At 47.1% G+C, this 21,703-nt stretch carries 20 protein-coding genes; 2 read left to right on the forward strand and 18 right to left on the reverse strand.

Annotated elements, in window-relative coordinates:
* Nucleotides 1-25: 25 nt before the first annotated feature.
* Genes B0G85_RS02090 through B0G85_RS02115 form a run of 6 tightly spaced genes read right to left on the reverse strand, consistent with a single transcriptional unit; the run spans nucleotide 26 to nucleotide 6,660 of the window.
* The gene (locus tag B0G85_RS02090; RefSeq protein WP_100378776.1) at nucleotides 26-1,942 is read right to left on the reverse strand and encodes a B12-binding domain-containing radical SAM protein; all 1,917 of its coding nucleotides are present in this window, start codon (nucleotides 1,940-1,942) and stop codon (nucleotides 26-28) included.
* Nucleotides 1,939-2,748, reverse strand: a complete 810-nt coding sequence (locus B0G85_RS02095; RefSeq protein ID WP_100378777.1) for a ferritin-like domain-containing protein — start codon at nucleotides 2,746-2,748, stop codon at nucleotides 1,939-1,941. The genes B0G85_RS02090 and B0G85_RS02095 overlap by 4 nt, the downstream gene beginning before the upstream one ends.
* Before the next feature lie 23 nt (nucleotides 2,749-2,771).
* Nucleotides 2,772-4,379 carry a glutamine-hydrolyzing GMP synthase gene (gene guaA / locus B0G85_RS02100; RefSeq protein ID WP_100379148.1) on the reverse strand — a complete coding sequence of 536 codons (1,608 nt, stop codon included), beginning with the start codon at nucleotides 4,377-4,379 and terminating at the stop codon, nucleotides 2,772-2,774.
* Between the two features lie 13 nt (nucleotides 4,380-4,392).
* Complete coding sequence (gene guaB, locus B0G85_RS02105; RefSeq protein ID WP_100378778.1) at nucleotides 4,393-5,859, reverse strand: IMP dehydrogenase; 1,467 nt, start codon at nucleotides 5,857-5,859, stop codon at nucleotides 4,393-4,395.
* A gap of 26 nt (nucleotides 5,860-5,885) precedes the next feature.
* Nucleotides 5,886-6,236 (reverse strand): RnfH family protein, encoded by a 351-nt coding sequence (locus B0G85_RS02110; RefSeq protein WP_100378779.1) that lies wholly within the window; start codon nucleotides 6,234-6,236, stop codon nucleotides 5,886-5,888.
* Nucleotides 6,226-6,660 carry a type II toxin-antitoxin system RatA family toxin gene (locus B0G85_RS02115; RefSeq protein ID WP_100378780.1) on the reverse strand — a complete coding sequence of 145 codons (435 nt, stop codon included), beginning with the start codon at nucleotides 6,658-6,660 and terminating at the stop codon, nucleotides 6,226-6,228. The genes B0G85_RS02110 and B0G85_RS02115 overlap by 11 nt, the downstream gene beginning before the upstream one ends.
* A gap of 26 nt (nucleotides 6,661-6,686) precedes the next feature.
* On the opposite strand from B0G85_RS02115, the gene smpB reads away from it, so the two are divergent.
* Nucleotides 6,687-7,139 (forward strand): SsrA-binding protein SmpB, encoded by a 453-nt coding sequence (smpB, locus tag B0G85_RS02120; protein ID WP_100378781.1) that lies wholly within the window; start codon nucleotides 6,687-6,689, stop codon nucleotides 7,137-7,139.
* A 104-nt stretch (nucleotides 7,140-7,243) separates the two neighbouring features.
* Here the strand turns inward: smpB and ppsA are convergent, their stop codons facing one another.
* Nucleotides 7,244-9,646, reverse strand: coding sequence for a phosphoenolpyruvate synthase (gene ppsA, locus B0G85_RS02125; protein ID WP_100378782.1), 2,403 nt, complete (start codon nucleotides 9,644-9,646; stop codon nucleotides 7,244-7,246).
* 106 nt (nucleotides 9,647-9,752) lie between these two features.
* Between ppsA and ppsR the strand changes: the two genes are divergently transcribed.
* Nucleotides 9,753-10,580, forward strand: a complete 828-nt coding sequence (gene ppsR, locus B0G85_RS02130) for a posphoenolpyruvate synthetase regulatory kinase/phosphorylase PpsR (RefSeq protein ID WP_100378783.1) — start codon at nucleotides 9,753-9,755, stop codon at nucleotides 10,578-10,580.
* On the opposite strand, the gene B0G85_RS02135 is transcribed toward ppsR, so the two are convergent.
* The 11 genes from B0G85_RS02135 to B0G85_RS02185 form a co-directional block, all read right to left on the reverse strand.
* Nucleotides 10,577-11,401: a TrmH family RNA methyltransferase gene (locus B0G85_RS02135; protein ID WP_100378784.1), complete on the reverse strand. Its 825-nt coding sequence runs from the start codon at nucleotides 11,399-11,401 to the stop codon at nucleotides 10,577-10,579. The genes ppsR and B0G85_RS02135 overlap by 4 nt on opposite strands.
* A 7-nt stretch (nucleotides 11,402-11,408) precedes the next feature.
* Entirely contained in the window at nucleotides 11,409-12,002 is a 594-nt protein-coding gene (gene rnhB, locus B0G85_RS02140) for a ribonuclease HII (RefSeq protein WP_198508675.1), read from the reverse strand.
* Between the two features lie 10 nt (nucleotides 12,003-12,012).
* A complete protein-coding gene (gene lpxB / locus B0G85_RS02145; RefSeq protein WP_100378785.1) occupies nucleotides 12,013-13,224 on the reverse strand; it encodes a lipid-A-disaccharide synthase in 1,212 nt (403 codons plus the stop codon).
* A 20-nt stretch (nucleotides 13,225-13,244) separates the two neighbouring features.
* A complete protein-coding gene (gene lpxA / locus B0G85_RS02150) occupies nucleotides 13,245-14,042 on the reverse strand; it encodes an acyl-ACP--UDP-N-acetylglucosamine O-acyltransferase (protein WP_100378786.1) in 798 nt (265 codons plus the stop codon).
* Nucleotides 14,042-14,491 carry a 3-hydroxyacyl-ACP dehydratase FabZ gene (gene fabZ, locus B0G85_RS02155; RefSeq protein ID WP_100378787.1) on the reverse strand — a complete coding sequence of 150 codons (450 nt, stop codon included), beginning with the start codon at nucleotides 14,489-14,491 and terminating at the stop codon, nucleotides 14,042-14,044. Before fabZ ends, lpxA begins: the two co-directional genes overlap by 1 nt.
* A 103-nt stretch (nucleotides 14,492-14,594) precedes the next feature.
* Nucleotides 14,595-15,659 (reverse strand): UDP-3-O-(3-hydroxymyristoyl)glucosamine N-acyltransferase, encoded by a 1,065-nt coding sequence (gene lpxD / locus B0G85_RS02160; RefSeq protein ID WP_100378788.1) that lies wholly within the window; start codon nucleotides 15,657-15,659, stop codon nucleotides 14,595-14,597.
* 5 nt (nucleotides 15,660-15,664) lie between these two features.
* The gene (locus B0G85_RS02165; protein ID WP_100378789.1) at nucleotides 15,665-16,192 is read right to left on the reverse strand and encodes an OmpH/Skp family outer membrane protein; all 528 of its coding nucleotides are present in this window, start codon (nucleotides 16,190-16,192) and stop codon (nucleotides 15,665-15,667) included.
* 18 nt (nucleotides 16,193-16,210) lie between these two features.
* Nucleotides 16,211-18,511 carry an outer membrane protein assembly factor BamA gene (gene bamA, locus B0G85_RS02170; protein ID WP_232725928.1) on the reverse strand — a complete coding sequence of 767 codons (2,301 nt, stop codon included), beginning with the start codon at nucleotides 18,509-18,511 and terminating at the stop codon, nucleotides 16,211-16,213.
* A gap of 35 nt (nucleotides 18,512-18,546) precedes the next feature.
* The gene (locus tag B0G85_RS02175) at nucleotides 18,547-19,680 is read right to left on the reverse strand and encodes a M50 family metallopeptidase (protein ID WP_100378791.1); all 1,134 of its coding nucleotides are present in this window, start codon (nucleotides 19,678-19,680) and stop codon (nucleotides 18,547-18,549) included.
* A gap of 7 nt (nucleotides 19,681-19,687) precedes the next feature.
* Nucleotides 19,688-20,875 (reverse strand): 1-deoxy-D-xylulose-5-phosphate reductoisomerase, encoded by a 1,188-nt coding sequence (ispC, locus tag B0G85_RS02180; RefSeq protein WP_100378792.1) that lies wholly within the window; start codon nucleotides 20,873-20,875, stop codon nucleotides 19,688-19,690.
* Nucleotides 20,875-21,702: a phosphatidate cytidylyltransferase gene (locus tag B0G85_RS02185; protein WP_100378793.1), complete on the reverse strand. Its 828-nt coding sequence runs from the start codon at nucleotides 21,700-21,702 to the stop codon at nucleotides 20,875-20,877. The genes ispC and B0G85_RS02185 overlap by 1 nt, the downstream gene beginning before the upstream one ends.
* Between the last annotated feature and the right edge of the window lies 1 nt (nucleotide 21,703).

The raw sequence follows: 21,703 nt of genomic DNA on the forward strand, positions 1-21,703 counted from the left end.
AATAAGATTGATAGATGAACTTCATTTACGAATATCCTAACAGCTTAGCAATTTTGCTTTTGCTGATGGTCGTTCTTGGCATATCAGCCAAATCAAACCAGGTATGAACATCTTCATCAAATCCAATGCCATGCATGAAGTTATAAATGGCTTTTTTTAAGCCTAAACCTAAAAGATCGTGATCTACTCCACTAGGGTCGATGAATGAAACATCATTTTTGGCAAAGCTAATGGGGGGTTGTGGCACAAGTGAGATCCCATATTCTTGCGGATCCCTTCCGACGGGGGAATGGACGGTACAGGTAAAGCGATGAAAGAAGCCACTCTGAATACAGCCATTTTCAAAGAATTGACGAACATATTCCAAGGCGTCAACCGTTTCTTGAACGGTTTGCGTAGGAAAGCCATACATCAGATAAGCATGAACCAAAATACCCACATCTGAAAATGCTTTAGTAACTAGTGCAACCTGATCTACTGAGACCCCTTTTTTCATCAGATCAAGCAATCTATCAGATGCCACCTCCAGTCCACCAGACATCGCAATACACCCACTCTGCGCTAGTAACTCGCATAGTTGCGGTGTAAAGGTTTTCTCAAAACGAATATTTCCCCACCAAGAAATAACTACCCTACGTCGAATTAATTCCTCAGCTAGGGCCTTCAATATTTTTGGCGGTGCAGCCTCATCAACAAAATGAAACCCCGTCTGCCCTGTCTCAGCAACAATCGCCTCAATACGATCCACCAAAAGACTTGCTGAGGCAGTTTCATAACGGGCAATATAGTCCAAGCTCACATCGCAAAAACTGCACTTCTTCCAGTAGCAACCGTGGGCCACGGTGAGCTTATTCCAACGACCATCACTCCAAAGTCGATGCATCGGATTGAGCATATCCAAAAGCGATAGATAAGAATTTAGTGGCAAACCATCCCATGTTGCCGTCCCCACGTCCTCAAAAGGAATATCAGACTCTTGCCAGTGCATATACCTCACCTGACCCTGAGCATTACGAATATAAGTACGGACCAGTCTCTCGGCTGAGCGCTTTCCATTCAAATGCTCTAACAGGGCAAGTAAGGGGCGCTCCCCAGAATCAAGCGTAATAAAGTCTACAAAGTCAAAGATCCGTGGATCCGTTAGTTCACGTAACTCGGTGTTGACATACCCACCCCCTAGCCCAATATGAATACTGGGATAGTGCAATTTAATAGTTTGCGCAATACGAAGCGCAGCGTACATCGCACCAGGAAATGGAACTGATAAGAGCACTAAAGTAGGCTGATGTTTCTCAATGACGCCCATTGTCAGCATGCGCAGGTGGTCATCCATCAATGTTGGACTTGCAGCCAAGGCATCTGCCAGGGGGGTAAAGGTAGGCTGACTACCCGCTAGCGATTCGGCATAGCGTACAAACTCAAAGCGATCGTCGACTGCATCGCGAAGAACATCGGATAAGTCATTAAGGTAAAGCGTTGCTAGATGACGCGCCCTATCCTGTGATCCCAGGGCGCCAAATGCCCAAGCTAATGAATCGCCTGGATTTTCATCTTCCTCATCATCAAGACCATCATCATAGGAATCCAAAGAGGAAAAGCGTGGCCCCTCGGGAAGTAAGGTTCGACTATTAATGCGATGGGCCAATGTGCTATCACGCCCTTGCAAAAAAGAAATCACTAAGCCAATTGTGCTTTGGTATTGCTCAATATAATCTAAGAAGAAATTGACACTGGCGCTACGCTGCGCTTCAGCCAGCTTCAGTGCAGCTGATTTAATCTCTTCTAAACCATCGGTAGTAAAAAATCCCAGTACCAATGCCAGCGCAAGATCCTCCTGAACGGCATCAACATTACGCGATCTTAAAAAACCAGTGAGATAGGCTGTTGACGGGTAAGGCGTATTGAGCTGCGTCATTGGGGGAATGAGGCTGAGGACTTTCATGCAGGGACTGCTTCTTTGAGAATGTCCAATTCTTGAGCAGTAAACCCAGCCCGCTCTCTAGCCTCGAAATTAAATGGGCCCCTTAGAACTGGGGCGCAGTACTTTCTGGCCAACTCCCGATAAGTTGTTATAGGGGATAGCTTATCTTTGGAGCATAAATAATTGAACCATTGATTACCAATCAGCACATGCCCCACTTCATCTCGCAAAATAATATCTAAAATATCCACAACTGCGTGATCTTTAATTTGAATAAAGCGATCACGTATCGCTGGAACTGCATCTAAGCCGCGAGCCTCCATCGTTCTGGGAACGAGCGCCATTCTGGCGATCACTTGATCAGAGGTCCTCTCAACCATTTCCCATAAACTATTGTGAGCCGTAAGATCTCCATAGTAAGAGCCCAATGATCTTAGGTGCCCCTCAATCAAACTAAAGTGGTACGCCTCTTCTTTGGCAACCTTTAACCAGTCTTCGTAATATTGCTGGGGCATCTCAGAAAAACGTGCCAGCGCATCCAAAGCAAGGTTTAGCGCATTAAATTCTATGTGTGCGAGTGAGTGCAATAGTCTGATCCGCCCCTCGGGCGTACTCATCGATCTTTTGGGAGCCTTTTGAGGGGAGACTAATTCTGGTTTCTCTGGTCGACCCGGAAGTACAAGCCCATCAAAATGAATCAATGCAGCAGGGCTTAACTCAACTCGCTGCTGGTGATAGTCATCAAACAATTGCTTAATCTGGCTGACTTTCTGGCCTGGATCAGTCAGCAATAGCACTTGAAGAGCGGAGTGTCGTAATTCAGGCATCTCTGTCAGCGAGTTGAATTACGTTATTCCCACTCAATTGTGGCCGGTGGTTTTCCACTGATGTCATAGACAACACGATTAATTCCACGTACTTCATTGATGATGCGATTAGATACCTTGCCCAGCAATTCATAAGGTAGATGCGCCCAATGAGCAGTCATAAAGTCTTGCGTTTGGACTGCCCTAAGTGCCACTACATATTCATAGGTTCTGCCATCACCCATCACACCAACGGATTTGACGGGTAAAAATACAGCAAAAGCCTGACTAGTCAGGTCATACCAAGATTTTTGGCTTGCTTGATCGACGGTATTGCGCAACTCTTCAATGAAGATCGCATCAGCACGTTGCAATAGATGGGCAAATTCCGCCTTTACTTCCCCCAGAATACGAACACCAAGACCTGGGCCTGGGAAGGGATGGCGATAGACCATCTCACGCGGTAAGCCTAAGGCAACCCCAAGCTCACGCACTTCATCTTTGAACAATTCACGTAATGGCTCAAGCAGCTTGAGGTGCATATCTTCAGGCAAACCACCCACATTGTGATGGCTCTTAATCGTATGCGCGCCCTTCTTACCCTTGCCAGCAGACTCAATGACGTCTGGGTAAATAGTGCCCTGAGCAAGCCACTTGGCATTTTCAATCTTGCCAGATTCAGCTTGGAAAATCTCTACAAACTCTTTGCCAATAATTTTACGTTTAGCTTCCGGATCTGCAACGCCAGCAAGCTCAGACATGAATTTCTCTTTGGCATCCACACGAATCACTTTTACACCGAGGTTACGGGCAAACATCTCCATCACCATATCGCCTTCGTTCAAACGAAGTAAGCCGTGATCAACAAAAACACAAGTTAGTTGATCACCAATAGCACGATGAATCAGCGCTGCTGCAACACTGGAATCAACTCCACCCGAGAGTCCCAAAATCACTTCATCACTACCGACTTGTTTACGAATATGCTCAACAGCTTCGCTAATGTAATCACCCATTACCCAATCTGGCTTACAAGCGCAGATCTCATGGACAAAACGCTCAATGATCGCGGTACCTTGCAATGTATGCGTCACTTCTGGATGAAACTGAAATGCATAAAATCGACGTACTTCATCAGCCATACCGGCAATCGGACAGGACTGCGTAGAAGCCATCAATTGGAAAGTGGGGGGCAGCGTCGTAACGGAATCGCCATGACTCATCCATACTTTCAGAATACCGTGGCCTTCGCTAGTCGAAAAGTCCTGGATATTTTTAAGTAAGTTAGTGTGACCATGCGCCCTCACTTCTGAGTACCCAAACTCACGCGCCTTCCCTAAGGATTCAGCCGAAGCAACAGCCCCGCCCAATTGAGTTGCCATGGTTTGCATGCCATAGCAAATCCCCAAAACGGGAACGCCTAGCTCAAATACAATTTGGGGTGCGCGAGGGCTGTCTGCCTCAGTTACTGAGCTTGGACCCCCAGACAAGATAATGCCCTTGCCGCCCTGCTCTTGAATAAACTGGCGAATAAATTCTGGGTCACAATCGTAGGGGTGGATCTCAGAGTACACCCGAGCATCACGAACGCGTCTGGCAATGAGTTGGGTGACCTGTGAACCAAAGTCGAGAATCAGTATTTTGTCGTGCACGGCAGCAACAGCCTTAATCAATATGGTAATTCGGGGCTTCCTTGGTGATCTTCACATCATGCACATGCGATTCACGCACGCCAGCTGAGGTTATTTCCACAAAATTCGCTTTTTCATGTAACTCGTCGATCGTCTTGCAGCCAAGGTATCCCATTGAAGAACGAATACCGCCTGTCAACTGATGCAAGATCGCCAGAACGCTACCTTTGTAAGGCACTTGACCTTCAATGCCCTCTGGCACCAGCTTCTCAGCATTGGCAGCGCTAATGTCGCTCTGAAAATATCGATCTGCAGAACCATCAGCCATTGCGCCTAGCGAACCCATGCCGCGATAGCTTTTATATGAACGGCCTTGATAAAGAAATACTTCCCCAGGCGCCTCTTCAGTGCCAGCGAACATACCACCCATCATGACCGAACTAGCACCTGCAGCCAATGCTTTTGCCACATCACCTGAATAGCGAACGCCACCGTCCGCTATTAATGGAATACCCGTGCCCTTCAGTGCTGCAGCCACATTCACAATCGCTGAGATTTGGGGAACACCAACACCAGCAACAATTCGGGTGGTGCAAATAGAACCGGGGCCGATACCTACCTTGACACCATCGGCGCCGTGGTCGGCAAGCGCTCTAGCAGCTTCGCCAGTAGCAATATTTCCACCAATCACCTGAATATGAGGATAGTTTTTCTTAACCCATTTGACACGATCTAAGACACCTTGACTATGGCCGTGAGCAGTATCAACCACCAATACATCCACGCCAGCACGAACGAGGAGTTCGATACGCTCGTCATTATCAGGACCCACACCAACCGCAGCGCCTACGCGCAATTTACCCTCGCTGTCTTTACAAGCGTTCGGATGCTCAGTAGCCTTCAGAATATCTTTTACAGTGATCAATCCACGTAGCTCAAATCGATCATTGACAACCAAGACTCGCTCTAGGCGGTGTTGACTCATCAAGCGCTTAGCCTCCTCTAAGGAGCAACCCTCTTTCACAGTGATCAAACGATCACGTGGCGTCATCTTGGTTTTTACCGGCGCATCTAAATCTTCTTCAAAGCGTAAGTCACGGTTGGTGATAATGCCCACCACTTCTTTGCCCGTTAACACTGGGAAACCAGAAAAGCCATGCTCTCGAGAAAGCTGAATCACCTGACGCAGAGTGGCATCAGGGCTAATCGTAATAGGATCGCGTAGGACGCCAGATTCATATCGCTTGACTTTAGCCACTTCACGCGCTTGTTCCGCCGGCTTTAAGTTCTTATGAATAATGCCAATTCCACCTTCACTAGCCATGGCAATAGCCAAGCGGCCCTCAGTAACGGTGTCCATAGCAGCAGACACCAACGGTGTATTGAGTGAAATATCTCGAGTTAGTTTACTTGCCAAGCTGGCATCTCGAGGAAGTACCGACGAGTAAGCCGGTACTAGGAGCACATCATCAAATGTGAGTGCTTTTTGAATGAGTCGCATGCAAAACCCCTAATCGCAAAAACAGATTATAGCCTTCTAGACTTCCTTTTGGCCGCGGCCGCTTGGAATTTAGCATCTTGGTTCTGATTGGCTTTCTTACGGCGAACGGTCTTGGGGTCAATAAGCAGTGCTGAATAGAGCTCTAACCGGTCTCCAGCGTAAATCGGGCTATCCCACTCCTTACGCTTACCAAAAACACCAAAACACCCTTTTCTGGCTAATGCAGGATCTGAGGGACTCTCGGCAATACCCGCCCTGAGTAAGGTCAGGCCAACCGTTGGGACCTCATCTGGGGTCAGAGTCAATACAAATGGGGTCGGTATTGGAGCCCCCAACCTGGCATCACAAATCAGGATTTCTAATGACTTATTGCCCATCAAGGTCTTCAGCGCGCTTTACGAAACAATCCACAAAAGTACCCGCAATATGACCGAACACAGGGCCAATAATCTTATCCAATATGATGCTCTTGAACTCCCAGTGGAGCTTGAACTCTACCTTGCAGGCATTTTCTTTCAGGGGAATAAAGTTCCATTGCCCTGAAAAATGCTTAAAAGGCCCATCCACAAAGACCATATCGATGGTTTCGGGTCGGTGGTTTACATTCCGAGTATGAAAGTACTGTGTAATACCCTTAAATTGGATGTTGATTTTGGCGTCTAAGATGGTTTCCGATTGCTCGAAAATTTCCACTCCGCCGCACCAGGGCAGGAACTCTGGGTAACGAGCAACATCCGTTACCAGGCCATACATGCGGTCGGCTGACTGGCCAATTAATACGGTCTTGTATACGTCTGCCATAATCGATCTTGAGAAGCTAAATAAATATGAGTATCGTCGATAACAAAAAAGCCTTCTTCGATTATTTTGTCGAGGAACGGTTCGAGGCAGGTCTAGTGTTGGAAGGTTGGGAAGTTAAAGCCATCCGCGCTGGTCGCGTGCACGTCAAAGAAGCGTATGTTGTCATTCGTCAGGCGGAGCTATTCCTGATTGGCTGTCACATTACCCCCCTACTCTCGGCGTCAAGCCATATTGTTCCGGACAGCACTCGTACTCGCAAGCTCTTGCTCAACGCTATTGAAATTAAGAAGCTCATTGGCAAGGTAGAGCAAAAGGGCTACACCCTCGTTCCACTCAATTTGCATTTCTCCAAAGGTAATGTGAAGTGCGAAATTGGTTTAGCAAGGGGTAAAAAGCAGCATGACAAACGGGCCGCTACCAAGGAACGGGAATGGGAAGTACAAAAAGGGCGTATCGCTAGAGGCGATTTGAATGCCTAGTTAGATCTTTATGCACTAATATGGTGCGCAAAGAAAAAGCCTAGATTTTTTGTCTAGGCTTTTTTGTTAGATCGATTTGTGTGTTGATCTCAAAGCGTGATGTTTTACGCCTCGGACTTACCCAGCATTTCCCAAGTAGCGACGACACTGTCAGGATTGAGTGAGATAGAACTTATCCCCTTCGCCACTAACCAACGGGCAAAGTCAGGGTGATCCGAAGGTCCCTGGCCACAAATACCGACATATTTATTTTGCTTGAGACAGGCCTCAATAGAGCGAGCAATCATGAACTCGACTGCAGGGTCACGCTCATCAAAGTCAATGGCTAATAACTCCATTCCAGAGTCACGATCTAATCCAAGGGTTAATTGAGTCATATCGTTAGAGCCAATCGAGAAGCCATCAAAGTGCTCTAAGAACTGATCCGCCAAGATGGCATTGGATGGAATCTCACACATCATGATCAGGCGTAAGCCCTTCTCGCCACGTTTGAGACCCAATTTAGCCATCATATCGATGACTCGCTCCGCCTGCTTGATCGTGCGTACAAAAGGAATCATGATCTCTACGTTATCTAGACCCATATCCTCGCGTACACGCTTCATTGCCGCGCACTCCATAGCAAATGCCTCGCCAAAGTCTGCGGATACATAGCGGGAAGCGCCACGGAAACCAAGCATTGGGTTCTCTTCATCTGGTTCGTAGCGGGAGCCACCAATCAGTTTCTTGTACTCATTTGATTTGAAGTCTGACAGACGGACAATCACTGGTTTTGGATAAAAAGCGGCAGCAATCGTAGCTACACCTTCAACCAATTTATCTTCATAAAACTGACGAGGACTTGCATAACCGCGTGCAACGCTTTCAACAGCACGCTTTAAGTCCGGCTCAATATTGGGATACTCTAAAACTGCACGAGGATGGACGCCGATGTAGTTATTAATGATGAACTCAAGGCGAGCTAAGCCAACCCCAGCATTTGGAATTTGACAGAAGTCAAAAGCTAACTGAGGATTACCAATATTCATCGTAATCTTCACTGGAATTTCTGGCAAAACACCGCGAGAAATCTCAGTAACTTCAGTATCAATCAAGCCATCATAAATGTGGCCCTCATCACCCTCTGCACAAGACACGGTAACCATCATGCCGTCTTGCAAGTGCTCTGTGGCATCACCACAACCTACTACAGCAGGAACACCCAGCTCACGCGCAATAATGGCAGCATGGCAAGTACGCCCACCACGGTTAGTCACAATCGCTGCTGCCCGCTTCATCACTGGCTCCCAGTTAGGATCAGTCATATCAGCTACCAACACGTCACCTGGCTGCACTCGATCCATTTCGCTAGGATCACGAATGATTCGTACCGGTCCAGCACCGATCTTCTGACCAATCGCACGACCTTTGGCTAACACCTTAGAGCTACCTTTTAACTTGTAGCGCATCTCTACTTGGCCAGCAGCTTGACTCTTCACAGTCTCTGGGCGCGCTTGCAAAATATACATACGGCCATCTTGACCATCTTTGCCCCATTCAATATCCATTGGGCGACCGTAATGCTTTTCAATAATCACAGCGTATTTAGCTAACTCTGTAATGTCTGCATCCTCCAAGGAGAAACGATTACGCATTTCTGGAGCAACATCCACCGTCACTACTTTTTCTGCGGAACCTGCAGGTGCAAATTGCATCTGAATGAGTTTTGAGCCTAATGAACGACGAATAATCGCCTTCTTATCAAGCGCTAAGGTAGTTTTAAAAACATAAAACTCGTCTGGGTTCACTGCACCTTGCACAACGGTCTCACCAAGACCGTAGCTTGAAGTAATAAATACGACATCCTCAAAACCAGACTCAGTATCTAAAGTAAACATTACGCCCGCTGCACCTAAGTCAGAGCGCACCATCCGCTGAATACCCGCCGATAGGGCTACTTCTGCATGAGCAAAACCCTTGTGAACACGATAAGAGATGGCGCGGTCGTTATAAAGAGAGGCAAATACTTCACGAATCTTTTTAAGAACATCGTCGATCCCTTCCACATTCAGGAAGGTTTCTTGTTGGCCAGCGAAAGAGGCATCAGGCAAATCTTCTGCGGTGGCAGAAGATCGCACAGCAAAGGATCCATTACCCGAATCATCCAATTGCTTGAATGCTGCACGAACTTCTTCATCGAGGCGAGTTTGAAAAGGGGCAGTCTCAATCCATCCACGAATTTCTTTACCGGCCTGGGCTAAAGCGCGCACATCATCAATGTTTAGATTCTCTAAACGCTTCTGAATCCGCTCGGTTAGATTGTTATGCGCCAAGAAGTCCCGAAAAGCCAAAGAGGTTGTAGCAAAACCCGTTGGCACTCTCACACCAGTGGCAGATAACTGGGAAATCATCTCTCCTAATGACGCATTTTTACCGCCGACAGACTCAACATCTGTCATTCGGAGTTGCTCAAAAGGCAAAACATAGGCATTCGCTACATTGCTATTTTGTTGCTGTTGGTTGGACATAAAATACTCTCTTAAGGTAGGAAAACTGGTCAAGCGGCGGCATAAAATGCGGCATACTTCAACAACTTCATATTGTAGTGCTGACCACGTCCGATAGGCCAAACTGATGTCTACCCAAACCCGCATTGTTTTTATTGTTTCTGACGGCACTGGAATTACTGCTGAAAACTTCAGTCAGTCCATTTTGGCGCAATTTGAGGCCACTTTTAAGCACATTCGCGTTCCTTTTGTGGATAGCACTGAAAAGGCCCATGACGCCGTCTCTAGCATCAACCAAGCCGCCTCAAAATACGAAGTCCCGCCAATTGTGTTCACCACCTTAGTGAACCCGCAATTGAATCAGATTGTTGGGAAAGCCAATGGCTTGATTTTGGACATGTTCCAAACTTTTGTGGCGCCCCTAGAGCAGGCTTTAGGCATTAAATCGACTCACGCCATGAATCGCCTCCACCATAATGCTGATACCGAAGCTTATAAAAACCGCATTGAGGCCATTAATTACTCCCTCGCTCATGATGATGGTCAATCTAATAAAAACCTGGCAGAAGCAGATGTCATTTTGGTGGGCATATCGAGAGTGGGAAAAACGCCAACCAGCCTCTATTTAGCAATGCAGTATGGAATGAAGGCGGCTAACTACCCCCTGATTCCAGAAGATTTTGAGCGTGGACAGTTACCAAAAGACCTCATTCCCTACCGAAGCAAAATTTTTGGCCTCATGATTGATGCTGAACGGTTATCTGAAATTCGGAATGAGCGCCGCCCAGGAAGCAATTACGCTAAATTAGAAAACTGTCGCTACGAAATTAATGAGGCGACTGCCATGATGAAAAAAGAATCAATACCTTGGGTAGTCACTACCAGTAAATCGATTGAAGAGATCGCAACTACCGTTCTGCAATCCATAAAATCCGATAAAACGATCTTAGGTTAACCCCGACGCACGCGGACCGTTTCAAATAAACAAATCGCCGCTGCAGAGGAAACATTAAGAGACTCTATTCGAGGATCCATCGGAATCGAAACGCCTTTTGCTTGTGCTAATAAATCTTCCGATACCCCATGGCCCTCGCTTCCCATCACCCAGGCTACTGGATGCATGAGCACTTGAGGCATATTAAATAATTCTAAAGAGGCATCAGCTGTCGCGGCTAAAAGTGGCGCAGTCACTGCGCTGAGTACCTGCTGGCTTGACCAGCCCTCATGGATATCTAATAATCGATGGGCCCCCATAGCGGCACGCATTACTTTGCTAGACCATAAATGCGCACAGCCAGAGATTGCGACAACTTGTGTAAAACCTGCTGCTGCTGCGGTGCGAAGCATTGAGCCAACATTGCCAGCATCTTGTATACGATCCAAAATCAGAAGGTCGCCCGATAAGGTCGCTACCGGCTGTCGCGATGCAAAACTAGATTTAGGTAAATCTAAAAATCCAGCAACGTGCGGTGCATTGACCAAGTCACTCACCAGATCCCACAAACCCTTATCTAATTGGTACACCCGCGTTTCCGGGCAAATCTCTACATGGTCATAAACGGCCTGAGAAATTTCTGGATTTTGCAGGCCCAGATCAGAGGTTATCAATGTATTTAGCGCAGGGTCACCAACCCAGGTTTGCACTAAATGAATCCCTTCAAGCAGAGTATGCCCCGAGGTCAGTCTGGCTTTTTGACCTTTTGGACCTGCAGTCTGTAAAAGGCGGATTTCCCGAAGTAAGGGATTATCTTTGGAGCTGATAAATTCTATTTTCATGGCTTCATTATCGACTATGCAGCACCAATACTTTACGCACAGGCGAGAAGCTACGCCGATGCTCTTGACATACCCCAAACTGCTGCAAAGCTGCAAAATGGGCTGCGGTCGGATAACCCATATGCTTAGCAAAGCCATACTCAGGGTGACGTTCATGCAACTGCATCATTTGACGATCACGAGTCACTTTGGCCAAAATAGATGCCGCTGATATAGCTGGCTCCTTAGTATCACCCTTGACTATGGCCTCTGCCTCAATGGGGAGGTTTGGACAGCGGTTACCATCAATCAAAGCCTTATCTGGCCAAGCACCTAAACGCGTTGTTAAATCTTCAATGGCACGTCGCATTGCCAGCATTGTTGCCTGCAGAATATTGATTTCATCTATCTCTGCGGCGCTCGCCTCACCAATACCCCAGGCCTTTGCCTTGAGCTGGATTTGCTCAAACAGAAATTCTCGGCGCGAGGCCGATAAAGTCTTTGAATCTTTTAATCCTTCGATTGGATGATCAGGGTCAAGCACCACAGCGCCCGCAACTACTGCCCCAGCCAGCGGGCCACGGCCAGCCTCATCTACTCCACACACCCAGATTAAGCCCATGCAAATATGCTCACGCCGTAACCGAATGCTTGCCAGCGGCAATTGTTTGCGCAACCGCCTGGGCAACGAGTAAGCCGGTAGGTCGCCGTAAGGTCTCATGAATCTCAGAAAACCGAGTTGCTAATGCACTTACCTTCGCTGGATGATTAAGCCAGTCAAGCAAAGCACTCGCTAATTTTTTAGGGGTAGCCGCCTCTTGCAGCAACTCCGGAACTAGAAATTCACCAGCCAAAATATTGGGTAGACCCACGTAAGGTAAATACCCCTGACGTTTCATAATTTGCGCAGTTAACCAGGGCACCTTATAAGAAATCACCATGGGCTTTTTCCATAGCGCTGCTTGTAGGGTCGCCGTTCCACTTGCAATCAGCACCACATCAGATGCCTCAAGGATAGCGTCGGCCTCACCATCAATCAAAACAATATGCAGATCAGGATTGGTGTTAAGGGCTTGCTTGAGCAAAACCTCGAGCGGCTCACGTAAACGCGGTGTAGCCACCGGAATTAAAAAATGGAGCTTCTGCCCTTGCATCTGCTGAGCAAGCTCAACCATGGTTTCAAAGAAAATAGGAGCAATCAATTCGATCTCGGAACTACGACTACCTGGGAAAACGGCAATGATAGTTCCGTCTAGTTGATTTATAGAGCAATCAAGTAAATCGCTTATTTTTTGCTTAGCTAAGGAAGGGTTTGGCACAAGGGGGATTTCGCTAGCCAAGGGATGACCAACATAAGTGGCACTGATTCCTGCCCGCCCATAAATATCGAGCTCGAATGGAAAGATACAAAGCATTCGCTCAACGGCCTGCTCGATTTTTTTAATTCGCCCTGCACGCCATGCCCAAATGGAAGGAGATACAAAGTGTAGTGTCGGGATGCCTGCTTTACGCAAATTGAGCTCAACCCCTAAATTGAAATCAGGTGCATCAATGCCCAAATACACATCGGGGCGACCCTCGCCAAGAAGGTAGGCGATCAACTCGCGTCGCAACTGCAGTATCGCTGGCAGCTGCTTAATTGCCTCAACGTAGCCACGCACACTCAATGTCTCCATCGGCCAATCCGAGCGCAAACCCTCAGCCTGCATACGAGACCCGCCAATACCAAAAACGTCTAAGTTCGATGTATCCGGAATCTGCCTAAGCGCACTTAATACCGGGGCTGCCAGTAAATCACCCGAGGGCTCTCCAGCAACACAGGCTAACCTGAACCTAGACACCATTTTGGGTACTAGGCCAGTCTCTATCGCACAATGCCGCGCGTAGATGCGGCAATAAAATCATGGAACTCGGCTAGTTTTTCAGCGGTGACAAGATCAGCAGCATTAGCAACAACCATTTTCTGTATCTCTACCTTAGCCTCTTCAAAACTCAGGCCATCTTTATAAAGAACCTTATAGGCCTGCCGTAGTGCGGAGATAGTATCACTTGAAAAACCGCGACGCTTTAATCCCTCCACATTAATACCATGTGGAGAAGCTTTATCTCCAGCCGCAATGACAAAAGGAGGGATATCTTGGACCAAAGCAGAGGCACCACCTAACATGGCATGCTGACCAATCCGCACAAACTGATGTACGCCTGACATACCACCCATGATGACCCAATCACTCACCTGCACATGCCCTGCAATTTGGGCGTTACTGGAGAAAATAGTATTGCTACCAATCTGACAATCATGCGCGATATGCACATAGGCCATGATCCAATTATCGTTTCCAATACGCGTAATGCCCTCATCTTGGGATGTGCCGGTATGAATCGTGGTGAACTCCCGGACTGTATTGCGATCACCAATAATCAATTGAGTGGGTTCACCGCGGTACTTCATATCTTGTGGAGGCCCGCCAATGGCTGAAAAATGAGCGAAAGTGTTCTCCTTACCAATAGTGGTGTAACCCTCTATTACGGTATGTGAACCAACCTTACATCCAGCACCAATTTTGACGTTTGGACCAATCACTGAATAAGGGCCAATCTCAACATCACTAGCAATTTCAGCTTGGGGGTCAACTATGGCAGAAGCATGAATCCGAGTCATCACAGGCCCTTCGTACGAACTGCACATGTAATATTCGCCTCAGCAGCAAGCTCTCCGTCTACGGTGGCCTTTACCTGAAATTTATAAATTCCGGCGCGCTCACGCTCCAGGGTAGCAGTCATGATTAACTGGTCGCCTGGCAGCACTGGTTTCTTAAATCGAGCGCCATCAATACCGGCAAAATAGTAAACCGCATCCTCGGCACGCTCTTCCGAAAAAGTTAGCAGCGCTGCAGTTTGGGCCAACGCCTCAATAATTAACACACCAGGCATCACTGGAAAATCCGGAAAGTGCCCCTGAAAGAACGGCTCATTCATCGTGACATTCTTAAGAGCAGTGATACTTTTACGCGGCTCAATTTCCAGTACCCGATCAACCAACAAAAAGGGATAGCGATGCGGCAATAATTTTAGGATCTGATGTATATCGATTGCGATAGGTTTGCTCATTTTTTTACCTGCATATTAAAGTTGGTCAATTGTTGTCGGCCAGGACGGGCAACGCTGTTATTAGATTCCGTAATTAGATTCCGTTATTGGATTCTGCTGAACGTTACTCTGCAGTATTACGCTTATCGAGCAGACGCAAACGCTGACGTATTTTATCGAGCCCACGAAGAATGGCTGCATTCTTTTCCCAAGCGCTATGCGGCATCGACGGATAGACACCCGTAAAGTGCTGACCAGGTTCAGTAATCGAGCGAATAATCGAGGTGTTGCCAGAGACTGTTGTTCTATCCGCAATCGTTAAATGACCAGCAAAATTGGCAGCTCCGCCAATAATGCAGAAGTGCCCAATTTTGGTACTCCCTGATATAGCCGCACATCCAGCAATCACACAGCAGTTACCAATAATTACGTTATGCGCAATCTGAACTTGATTATCAATTTTTGTGCCACTTCCAATAATCGTATTACTCATTGCGCCTCGATCAATAGTGGTGGATGACCCCACCTCTACATCATCGCCAATGACTACCGTACCAGTCTGTGGAATTTTGACCCATTCGCCGCCCTTGGCGGAAAAGTCGGGAGCAAAACCAAAACCATCGGCGCCGATTACTGCTCCGCTATGAATGATGCAACGCTTACCAATAGTGATATCGCAATAGATCGACACGTTTGGATAAATCAAAGTATCGTCTGCAATTTTGGCATTTCGGGCGATGCTGCTATTACCCAACACAACTACGCGCTCCCCCAGGATCACGCCCGCTCCAATATGAACAAAAGGCCCAATATGACAAGACGCAGGAACCGTCGCTTGTGGATCGATTACAGCGCTCCCATGAACACCTGACTTATACACAGGCGCGTGTAACTGAGCAAATGATTGGGCGAACCGGGCAAACGTTGCATAAGGATTCTTAGCAACAAAATACACCCTAGACTGATGTTGAGATCCAGGCTCTTGCTGGAGGAAGTCTAAATCCGCCTGACTGACGATCAGAGCGCCCGCTGAACTATCAGCTGCAGTCTTACGATAAAGCGGATTTGAGAGAAAAGATATTTGATTTGGCTGCGCATTCTCAAGGGGCGCAAGGCCCTCTAAAAGAAGGGAGCCGTCCCCCACCAAGCTTACTTGAAACTGTTCGGCCAGGTCGAGGGCGGTAGGCATGCGAATTACTTAAGGTTATTCAAGGCCTTGATGACATCATCAGTGACATCGACCTTAGGATTAGCGTAAGCAGGATCCTGAATAATCACATCAATTTTTCTCTGATCAGCAATGATCTTGAGGGCTTGATTTGCTTTTTCAGCAATCTTTGCACGCTCTTCAAAATTCCGCTGATTCAGATCCTCAGTGTACTCACGCTGCTTACGCTGGAGTTCGCGATCTTGGTCAGCTAATTCTCGCTGGCGACGCACACGATCTGCTTCAGACATGACCGCTGAATCACGATCTAACTTTTCTGCTGCAGATTTAATTTTTTGTGCGCTGTCACGAATTTCATTCTGACGCTTCATAAATTCGTTTTGGAGCTTAGTCTGACTAGCTTTTGCTAAATTAGACTCATTAAATACTTTCTCAACGTTCACAGCTGCGATTCGAGTTCCTGCATCTTGCGCAAATGCCTGTGGCAGCGCGAGTGAGGATAAGGCTGCTAACAAGCCCACCTGAATCCATTTGGTAGATTGATTAAATTTCATAACACTTTCCTTGAACAATTAAAACGCCGTACCCACCTGGAACTGCAAACGCTGAATATTATCCGTTGGTAACGATTTGATCGGAATACCATAACTGAACTTCAGCGGCCCCAGTGGTGATATCCATGATAAACCTAAGCCATAAGAATAGCGTAAGACCAAATTAATATTCTCACCAAATACATTACCGCCGTCTAGGAAAGTAAATACCCGTAAAGTCTTATCGATGCCAGACCCAGGGACGGGGACCGTATATTCAATATTGGAAACAATCTTGGACTGTCCGCCAGTAGGCTGATTTCGTCCGACGAAAGTATTGTAATAAGTGGGGCCAAGCGAGCCTGGAGCATAGCCACGAACCGAACCGATACCACCGACGTAGTAATTCTTGGTAATCGGGAACGGCTTATTGCCGTACGCCTCGCCGTAACCAACCTCACCGTTAAAAGACAAGATATTGCCCTTAGAAAATGAGTGGTACTTTTGGTACTGCCCGAAGATTCGGTAGAACGTTAAATCTCCCACAGGGGTGCCCACTTCAGCAGAAAGTTGCTGAAGAGATCCGGTAGATGGAATTAATGCGCTATCCCGCCCATCACGAGACCAACCTACTGTCAGCGGGACGTTATAAGTCTGCAACCGTCCAGGCACTGTTCCACCGTAGCTTGTTACGTAGTTTTGATATGGAATTGGTGTATTTTGCGTTGCATAAATACTAAATACCTCAATACCCGTACCAAAAAACACCCGATCGACTTCTGTATAAGGCACGCCAAATTTAATATTTGAGCCAACAGTCTTAATTTGATAGTCAGGGTCGCCTACATAATACAAAGGCTTGGATGATCGGTAGTACAGATCGGTGTAACGGCTGATGCCGTCTTCCGTAAAGTATGGGTCGTAGTTTGATAAGGCCAAACTTTGATTAATCTTACCCAAAGAGGCGTTTAAACCTACCGCAGTTCCCGTACCAAAAGCATTATCTTGATTGATACCAGCAGACAGGATTAACTTTTCCGTTGAAGAAAATCCAGCGCCGATCGTTACAGCGCCCGTGGGCTTCTCGCTAACCTTCACATTGACGTCAACTTGATCGGGCGAGCCCGGCACATCCTGAGTGGCGACATCTGTCTCGGTAAAGTAACCGAGTCGGCCTAAGCGCTTTTTGGATAAGTCAATCTTCTCACTATCAAACCATGAGCTTTCAAACTGCCGCATCTCACGACGAATCACCATATCGCGTGTTTTAGCATTTCCAGTGACATTGACTTGACGTACATATACGCGACGCCCTGGATCAACGACCAAGGTAAGGTCGACCTCACTTTGGTCGCGACGAATATCTGGCTGGGGATTGATCGTAGCGAAGGCGTAGCCATAAGAACCCAGCAGATCAGCGATAGCCTTGGTGCTTTCAGTTAACTTAGCAGAAGAAAATGTATCGCCGGGTTTGAGCGTGACTAACTGCATGAACTCCGCCTCTTTGCCTAGCAACTCACCGGCCAAGCGAACATTCTTAACCGTGAATTTATTGCCCTCACGAATACTAATGGTGAGGTAAATGCCTTTTTTGTCTGGGGTAATTGAAACCTGAGTCGATTCAATCACAAACTCAAGATAACCACGGTTGAGATAGTAAGAGCGAATATTCTCTAAGTCTGCCGTCAATTTTTGCTTGGAGTACAGATTATCTTTACTGTACCAAGATAGCCATCCGCCGGTTTTTAGCTGCATCTCGCTTTTGAGAGTGCCTTCACTAAAGACGCTATTGCCAATAAAGTTAATTTCTTGAATTTTGGCTACTGGGCCTTCATCGATATTGAAATACACCGCCACTTGATTTCGCTCGACTGGGGTCACTGTAGCAACTACCTCAGCGGCATACATACCTTTGCCGACGTAGGCGCGCTTAAGCTCTTGCTCTGCCTTGTCAATGAGGGCTTTATCGTAAAAGCGGGCTTCTGCAACGCCTACTGCTCTTAAGGACTTTCGTATGTTTTCCTGCTCAAACTCTTTCATGCCCGTAAACTCGATCCGGGAAATTGTTGGGCGCTCTTCAACAATCACGATGAGTACGTTACCCTGAGCCTGAATTTGAACGTCACGGAAAAAGCCAGTGCTGTAAAGCGCTTTAATTGATTCAGCACCTTTTTCATCAGTAAAGGTATCGCCAACTTGAACGGGCAAATAACTAAAGACAGTTCCGGGCTCAACGCGTTGCAAACCCTCGATACGAATATCTTTGACTACAAAAGAATCCGCTGCATGAGCATACGTAGATAAACCCGCCAGAACAATCAATGTAATTTGGGTCAGCAAACGGGTTAACGCACGAAATGGAGTGTTATGAAAATTCAAGGTGAGAGGTAGCGTTGCAAATCGTTAAACAATGCCAGCAAAGAAAGAGAAACTAACAGCAAAAAACCCACTTTTTGGAGCTTTTCCTGCATTGGTACTGAAATGCGCTTTCCAGCAAGCAACTCCCATGCATCATACAGGAGCTGACCCCCATCTAGCATTGGTAATGGCAGTAGATTGAGAAGACCAATGCTGATGCTCATGAGCGCCAAAAAGGCAACAAATGGTTGCCACCCTACCTGCGCTGACTTTCCAGCCATATCAGCAATACTCAAGGGTCCCCCAAGCTGATTTAAAGCAGTAGTGCCAGTGAACAAGCCCATCATGAGCCGCAAGGAAACCTTGGTAATTAAGTAAACCCGCTCGCCAGCAAAAGCAATCGCGTCTAAAGGCCCTAATTTGAGCTCAATCAAATCAGGCGGAGAAGATACTTTAGGCAAAATACCCAGGGCCTTAAAGGGGTCTGTTTCGGGGCTAATTCGAGGTAAATCCTCGCTTTTAAACACTTTGCTTACTCTCGATCCCCCTGGGGTCTGTATCTCCAAAGCGAAGCCCTGCTCTGCTGTTATTGCATCCATGAGCAACCAACGCAGTGCATTCCAGCTAGACACTGCATCAAACTGCTCAAGAACACCGCCATTCACTTGATCCGAAGAAAGATACTTCCAACCAATAACCTGGTCACCTTCAATTAGCCCTATTTTTGCCGCAATCGATTGTTCTGCAGGCGCCTGCAGGCGAGCAGGTAATTGAGGGACACCACTCACGTAAATTATTGAAAATAAAATGACAGCCAGCAAAAAATTGGCCAATGGCCCGGCCGCTACGATGAAGGATCGCTGCCATAAGCGCTTACTGTCAAATGCTTTAGCTCGATCTTGTGACGAGATTGACTGCTCGCTATCGCGCCCATCTAATAATTTAACGTATCCGCCTAAGGGAATCGAAGCAAGAACCCACTCCGTGCTGTTCTTAGCGCGATAGGTATAGATTGGCTTTCCAAACCCTAGGGCAAAGCGCAGCACTTTGACGCCACACAAACGTGCCGCTAAGAAATGGCCATACTCATGAAAACTGACTAACACACCCAGTGTTACTAAAAATGAGGCTAGGGTAATTAAAGCTTGCATTGATAACTCACTTCAGGGTTTGAATCATTTGACTCGCCATTTGGCGTGCTTGCGCATCCACTGCCAAAATCACCTCAAGGGAGTCAGCCGGGACACAAGCGAGGGAATCGAGTGTTCGATTTACCACTTCGGAAATCTGGAGATAGGGAAGACCCGTATCTAAAAAAGCTGCCACTGCAATTTCGTTAGCTGCGTTAAGAATCGTAGGCGCAGTACCCCCTGCCTTGGCAGCAAAAAATGCTAAATTCAAACAGGGAAATTGACTTAGGTCTGGATCTGAAAAACTAAGACCCGCTAATTGCGTCAAGCTAAGGGGAGCAACACCGGCATCAATCCGCTCTGGCCATGCTAATCCATAGGCGATGGGTGTGCGCATATCTGGCTGCCCCATTTGTGCAAGTACCGAACCATCGCGATAACGCACCATCGAATGGACAACGCTCTGCGGATGAATCAATACTTTAATTTTTTCTATAGGTAAGCCAAACAGCCAAAATGCCTCAATGACCTCCAGGCCTTTATTCATCATCGTTGCTGAATCTACTGAAATCTTTTTACCCATGACCCAGTTTGGATGCGCGCAAGCCTCCTCTGGAGAGACCATCGCTAAATCTGCCACTGACCGATCTCTGAATGGCCCACCTGAAGCCGTTAACCACAGTTCTTCTACGCCCAAATGTTCGGCAGGTGCCTTAGTAAATCCAAATGGCAGGCATTGAAAAATCGCATTGTGCTCGCTATCAATCGGTAATAGTTCTCCACCACCATCCTGCATTGCCTGCATAAACAAATCACCGGACATCACCAATGCTTCTTTGTTCGCAAGCAACACTCTCTTGCCCGCTCTTGCAGCTGCCAAGGTCGGGACTAGGCCTGCAGCACCCACGATCGCCGCCATAACGGTATCACAGCCCGACTCTGTCACCGCAGTCACTAGAGATTGCGGACCATACAAAATTTGGATACTACTGTGCTGATTTTGCAGTAAGGTGCGCAAACGAGAAGCGCCCTCAGCGGTTCCCACTACGGCAATATCAGGTTTAAATTCCATACACTGCTGGGCAAGGCGCTCGATTTGTTTTTCCGCAGTCAGTGCTACAACCTTAAAGCGCTCTGGATGAGCACGAATGACTGCTAAGGTATTCATACCGATCGATCCAGTAGACCCTAAGATAGCCACCTGTCGACAAACCATTAAATCAACCCAGCAAGTAATGCGGCAATTGGCATCGTAGGAAGTAAAGCGTCAATACGATCTAAGACTCCACCATGTCCAGGCAACAGAAAACTGCTGTCTTTGACGCCAGCTAAACGCTTTAGTTGAGATTCAAAAAGATCGCCAAAGATGCTAAATGCAGCCAGTACAGTTACCATTAAAAACATCGGTACCCAGCCAAACCGAATGGCCCACGCCCCAAATAAACTATCGCCGAGCGGTAAGTAGACTACGCACAAGAAAGCATACAGATAGCACAGCAAAAGCCCACCAACTGCACCTTCAACAGACTTACCGGGACTAATATGAATGGCTAACTTATGCTTGCCAAACGCTTTTCCAACAAAGTAAGCGCCAATATCGGCAACCCAAACCAATGCAATGCTCGTCAATAGAAAAACGAGGCCTAACTCGCGCAAAAAAATCAAGGCAAACCAAGTGGCTGGCAGAATAATGAGGCCAACGATGCTGTAGAAAGCTTTGAATCTCTGAAAGGGAAGATCCATTCCTTTAGCTAAAATGAATGGTGCGATAAAAAACCAAAACAGTACCGCTATCATCAAAAGAGAGAACTGCCAGGCAACTGCTTGCATCCCAAGTAAAAAAAGAATGACTACCAAGCAGAACAAGGCATAAAGCACTGCAGCCCATTTAGCCTGAGGGGCAATCATACGACTCCACTCCCATGCTGCAGCCGTCAATGCAATCAAAAAAAATACACCCAAATAAAATGCCGGCAACAAAAACAAAATAGGTAAAAGTACGGCCAGCAAAACAGTGGCAGTGATGATTCGGGTTTTTAGCATG

Origin of the sequence: Polynucleobacter brandtiae (assembly GCF_002797575.1) — a bacterium.
Taxonomy (GTDB): domain Bacteria; phylum Pseudomonadota; class Gammaproteobacteria; order Burkholderiales; family Burkholderiaceae; genus Polynucleobacter; species Polynucleobacter brandtiae.

What these genes read in the sequence shown, in the direction of transcription:
- B0G85_RS02090 (WP_100378776.1), bottom strand. Translation starts at nt 1,942, where the DNA reads ATGAAAGTCCTCAGCCTCATTCCCCCAATGACGCAGCTCAATACGCCT.
- B0G85_RS02095 (WP_100378777.1), bottom strand. Translation starts at nt 2,748, where the DNA reads ATGCCTGAATTACGACACTCCGCTCTTCAAGTGCTATTGCTGACTGAT.
- guaB (WP_100378778.1), bottom strand. Translation starts at nt 5,859, where the DNA reads ATGCGACTCATTCAAAAAGCACTCACATTTGATGATGTGCTCCTAGTA.
- B0G85_RS02110 (WP_100378779.1), bottom strand. Translation starts at nt 6,236, where the DNA reads ATGGGCAATAAGTCATTAGAAATCCTGATTTGTGATGCCAGGTTGGGG.
- B0G85_RS02115 (WP_100378780.1), bottom strand. Translation starts at nt 6,660, where the DNA reads ATGGCAGACGTATACAAGACCGTATTAATTGGCCAGTCAGCCGACCGC.
- smpB (WP_100378781.1), top strand. Translation starts at nt 6,687, where the DNA reads ATGAGTATCGTCGATAACAAAAAAGCCTTCTTCGATTATTTTGTCGAG.
- ppsA (WP_100378782.1), bottom strand. Translation starts at nt 9,646, where the DNA reads ATGTCCAACCAACAGCAACAAAATAGCAATGTAGCGAATGCCTATGTT.
- ppsR (WP_100378783.1), top strand. Translation starts at nt 9,753, where the DNA reads ATGTCTACCCAAACCCGCATTGTTTTTATTGTTTCTGACGGCACTGGA.
- B0G85_RS02135 (WP_100378784.1), bottom strand. Translation starts at nt 11,401, where the DNA reads ATGAAAATAGAATTTATCAGCTCCAAAGATAATCCCTTACTTCGGGAA.
- rnhB (WP_198508675.1), bottom strand. Translation starts at nt 12,002, where the DNA reads ATGGGCTTAATCTGGGTGTGTGGAGTAGATGAGGCTGGCCGTGGCCCG.
- lpxB (WP_100378785.1), bottom strand. Translation starts at nt 13,224, where the DNA reads ATGGTGTCTAGGTTCAGGTTAGCCTGTGTTGCTGGAGAGCCCTCGGGT.
- lpxA (WP_100378786.1), bottom strand. Translation starts at nt 14,042, where the DNA reads ATGACTCGGATTCATGCTTCTGCCATAGTTGACCCCCAAGCTGAAATT.
- fabZ (WP_100378787.1), bottom strand. Translation starts at nt 14,491, where the DNA reads ATGAGCAAACCTATCGCAATCGATATACATCAGATCCTAAAATTATTG.
- lpxD (WP_100378788.1), bottom strand. Translation starts at nt 15,659, where the DNA reads ATGCCTACCGCCCTCGACCTGGCCGAACAGTTTCAAGTAAGCTTGGTG.
- B0G85_RS02165 (WP_100378789.1), bottom strand. Translation starts at nt 16,192, where the DNA reads ATGAAATTTAATCAATCTACCAAATGGATTCAGGTGGGCTTGTTAGCA.
- B0G85_RS02175 (WP_100378791.1), bottom strand. Translation starts at nt 19,680, where the DNA reads ATGCAAGCTTTAATTACCCTAGCCTCATTTTTAGTAACACTGGGTGTG.
- ispC (WP_100378792.1), bottom strand. Translation starts at nt 20,875, where the DNA reads ATGGTTTGTCGACAGGTGGCTATCTTAGGGTCTACTGGATCGATCGGT.
- B0G85_RS02185 (WP_100378793.1), bottom strand. Translation starts at nt 21,702, where the DNA reads ATGCTAAAAACCCGAATCATCACTGCCACTGTTTTGCTGGCCGTACTT.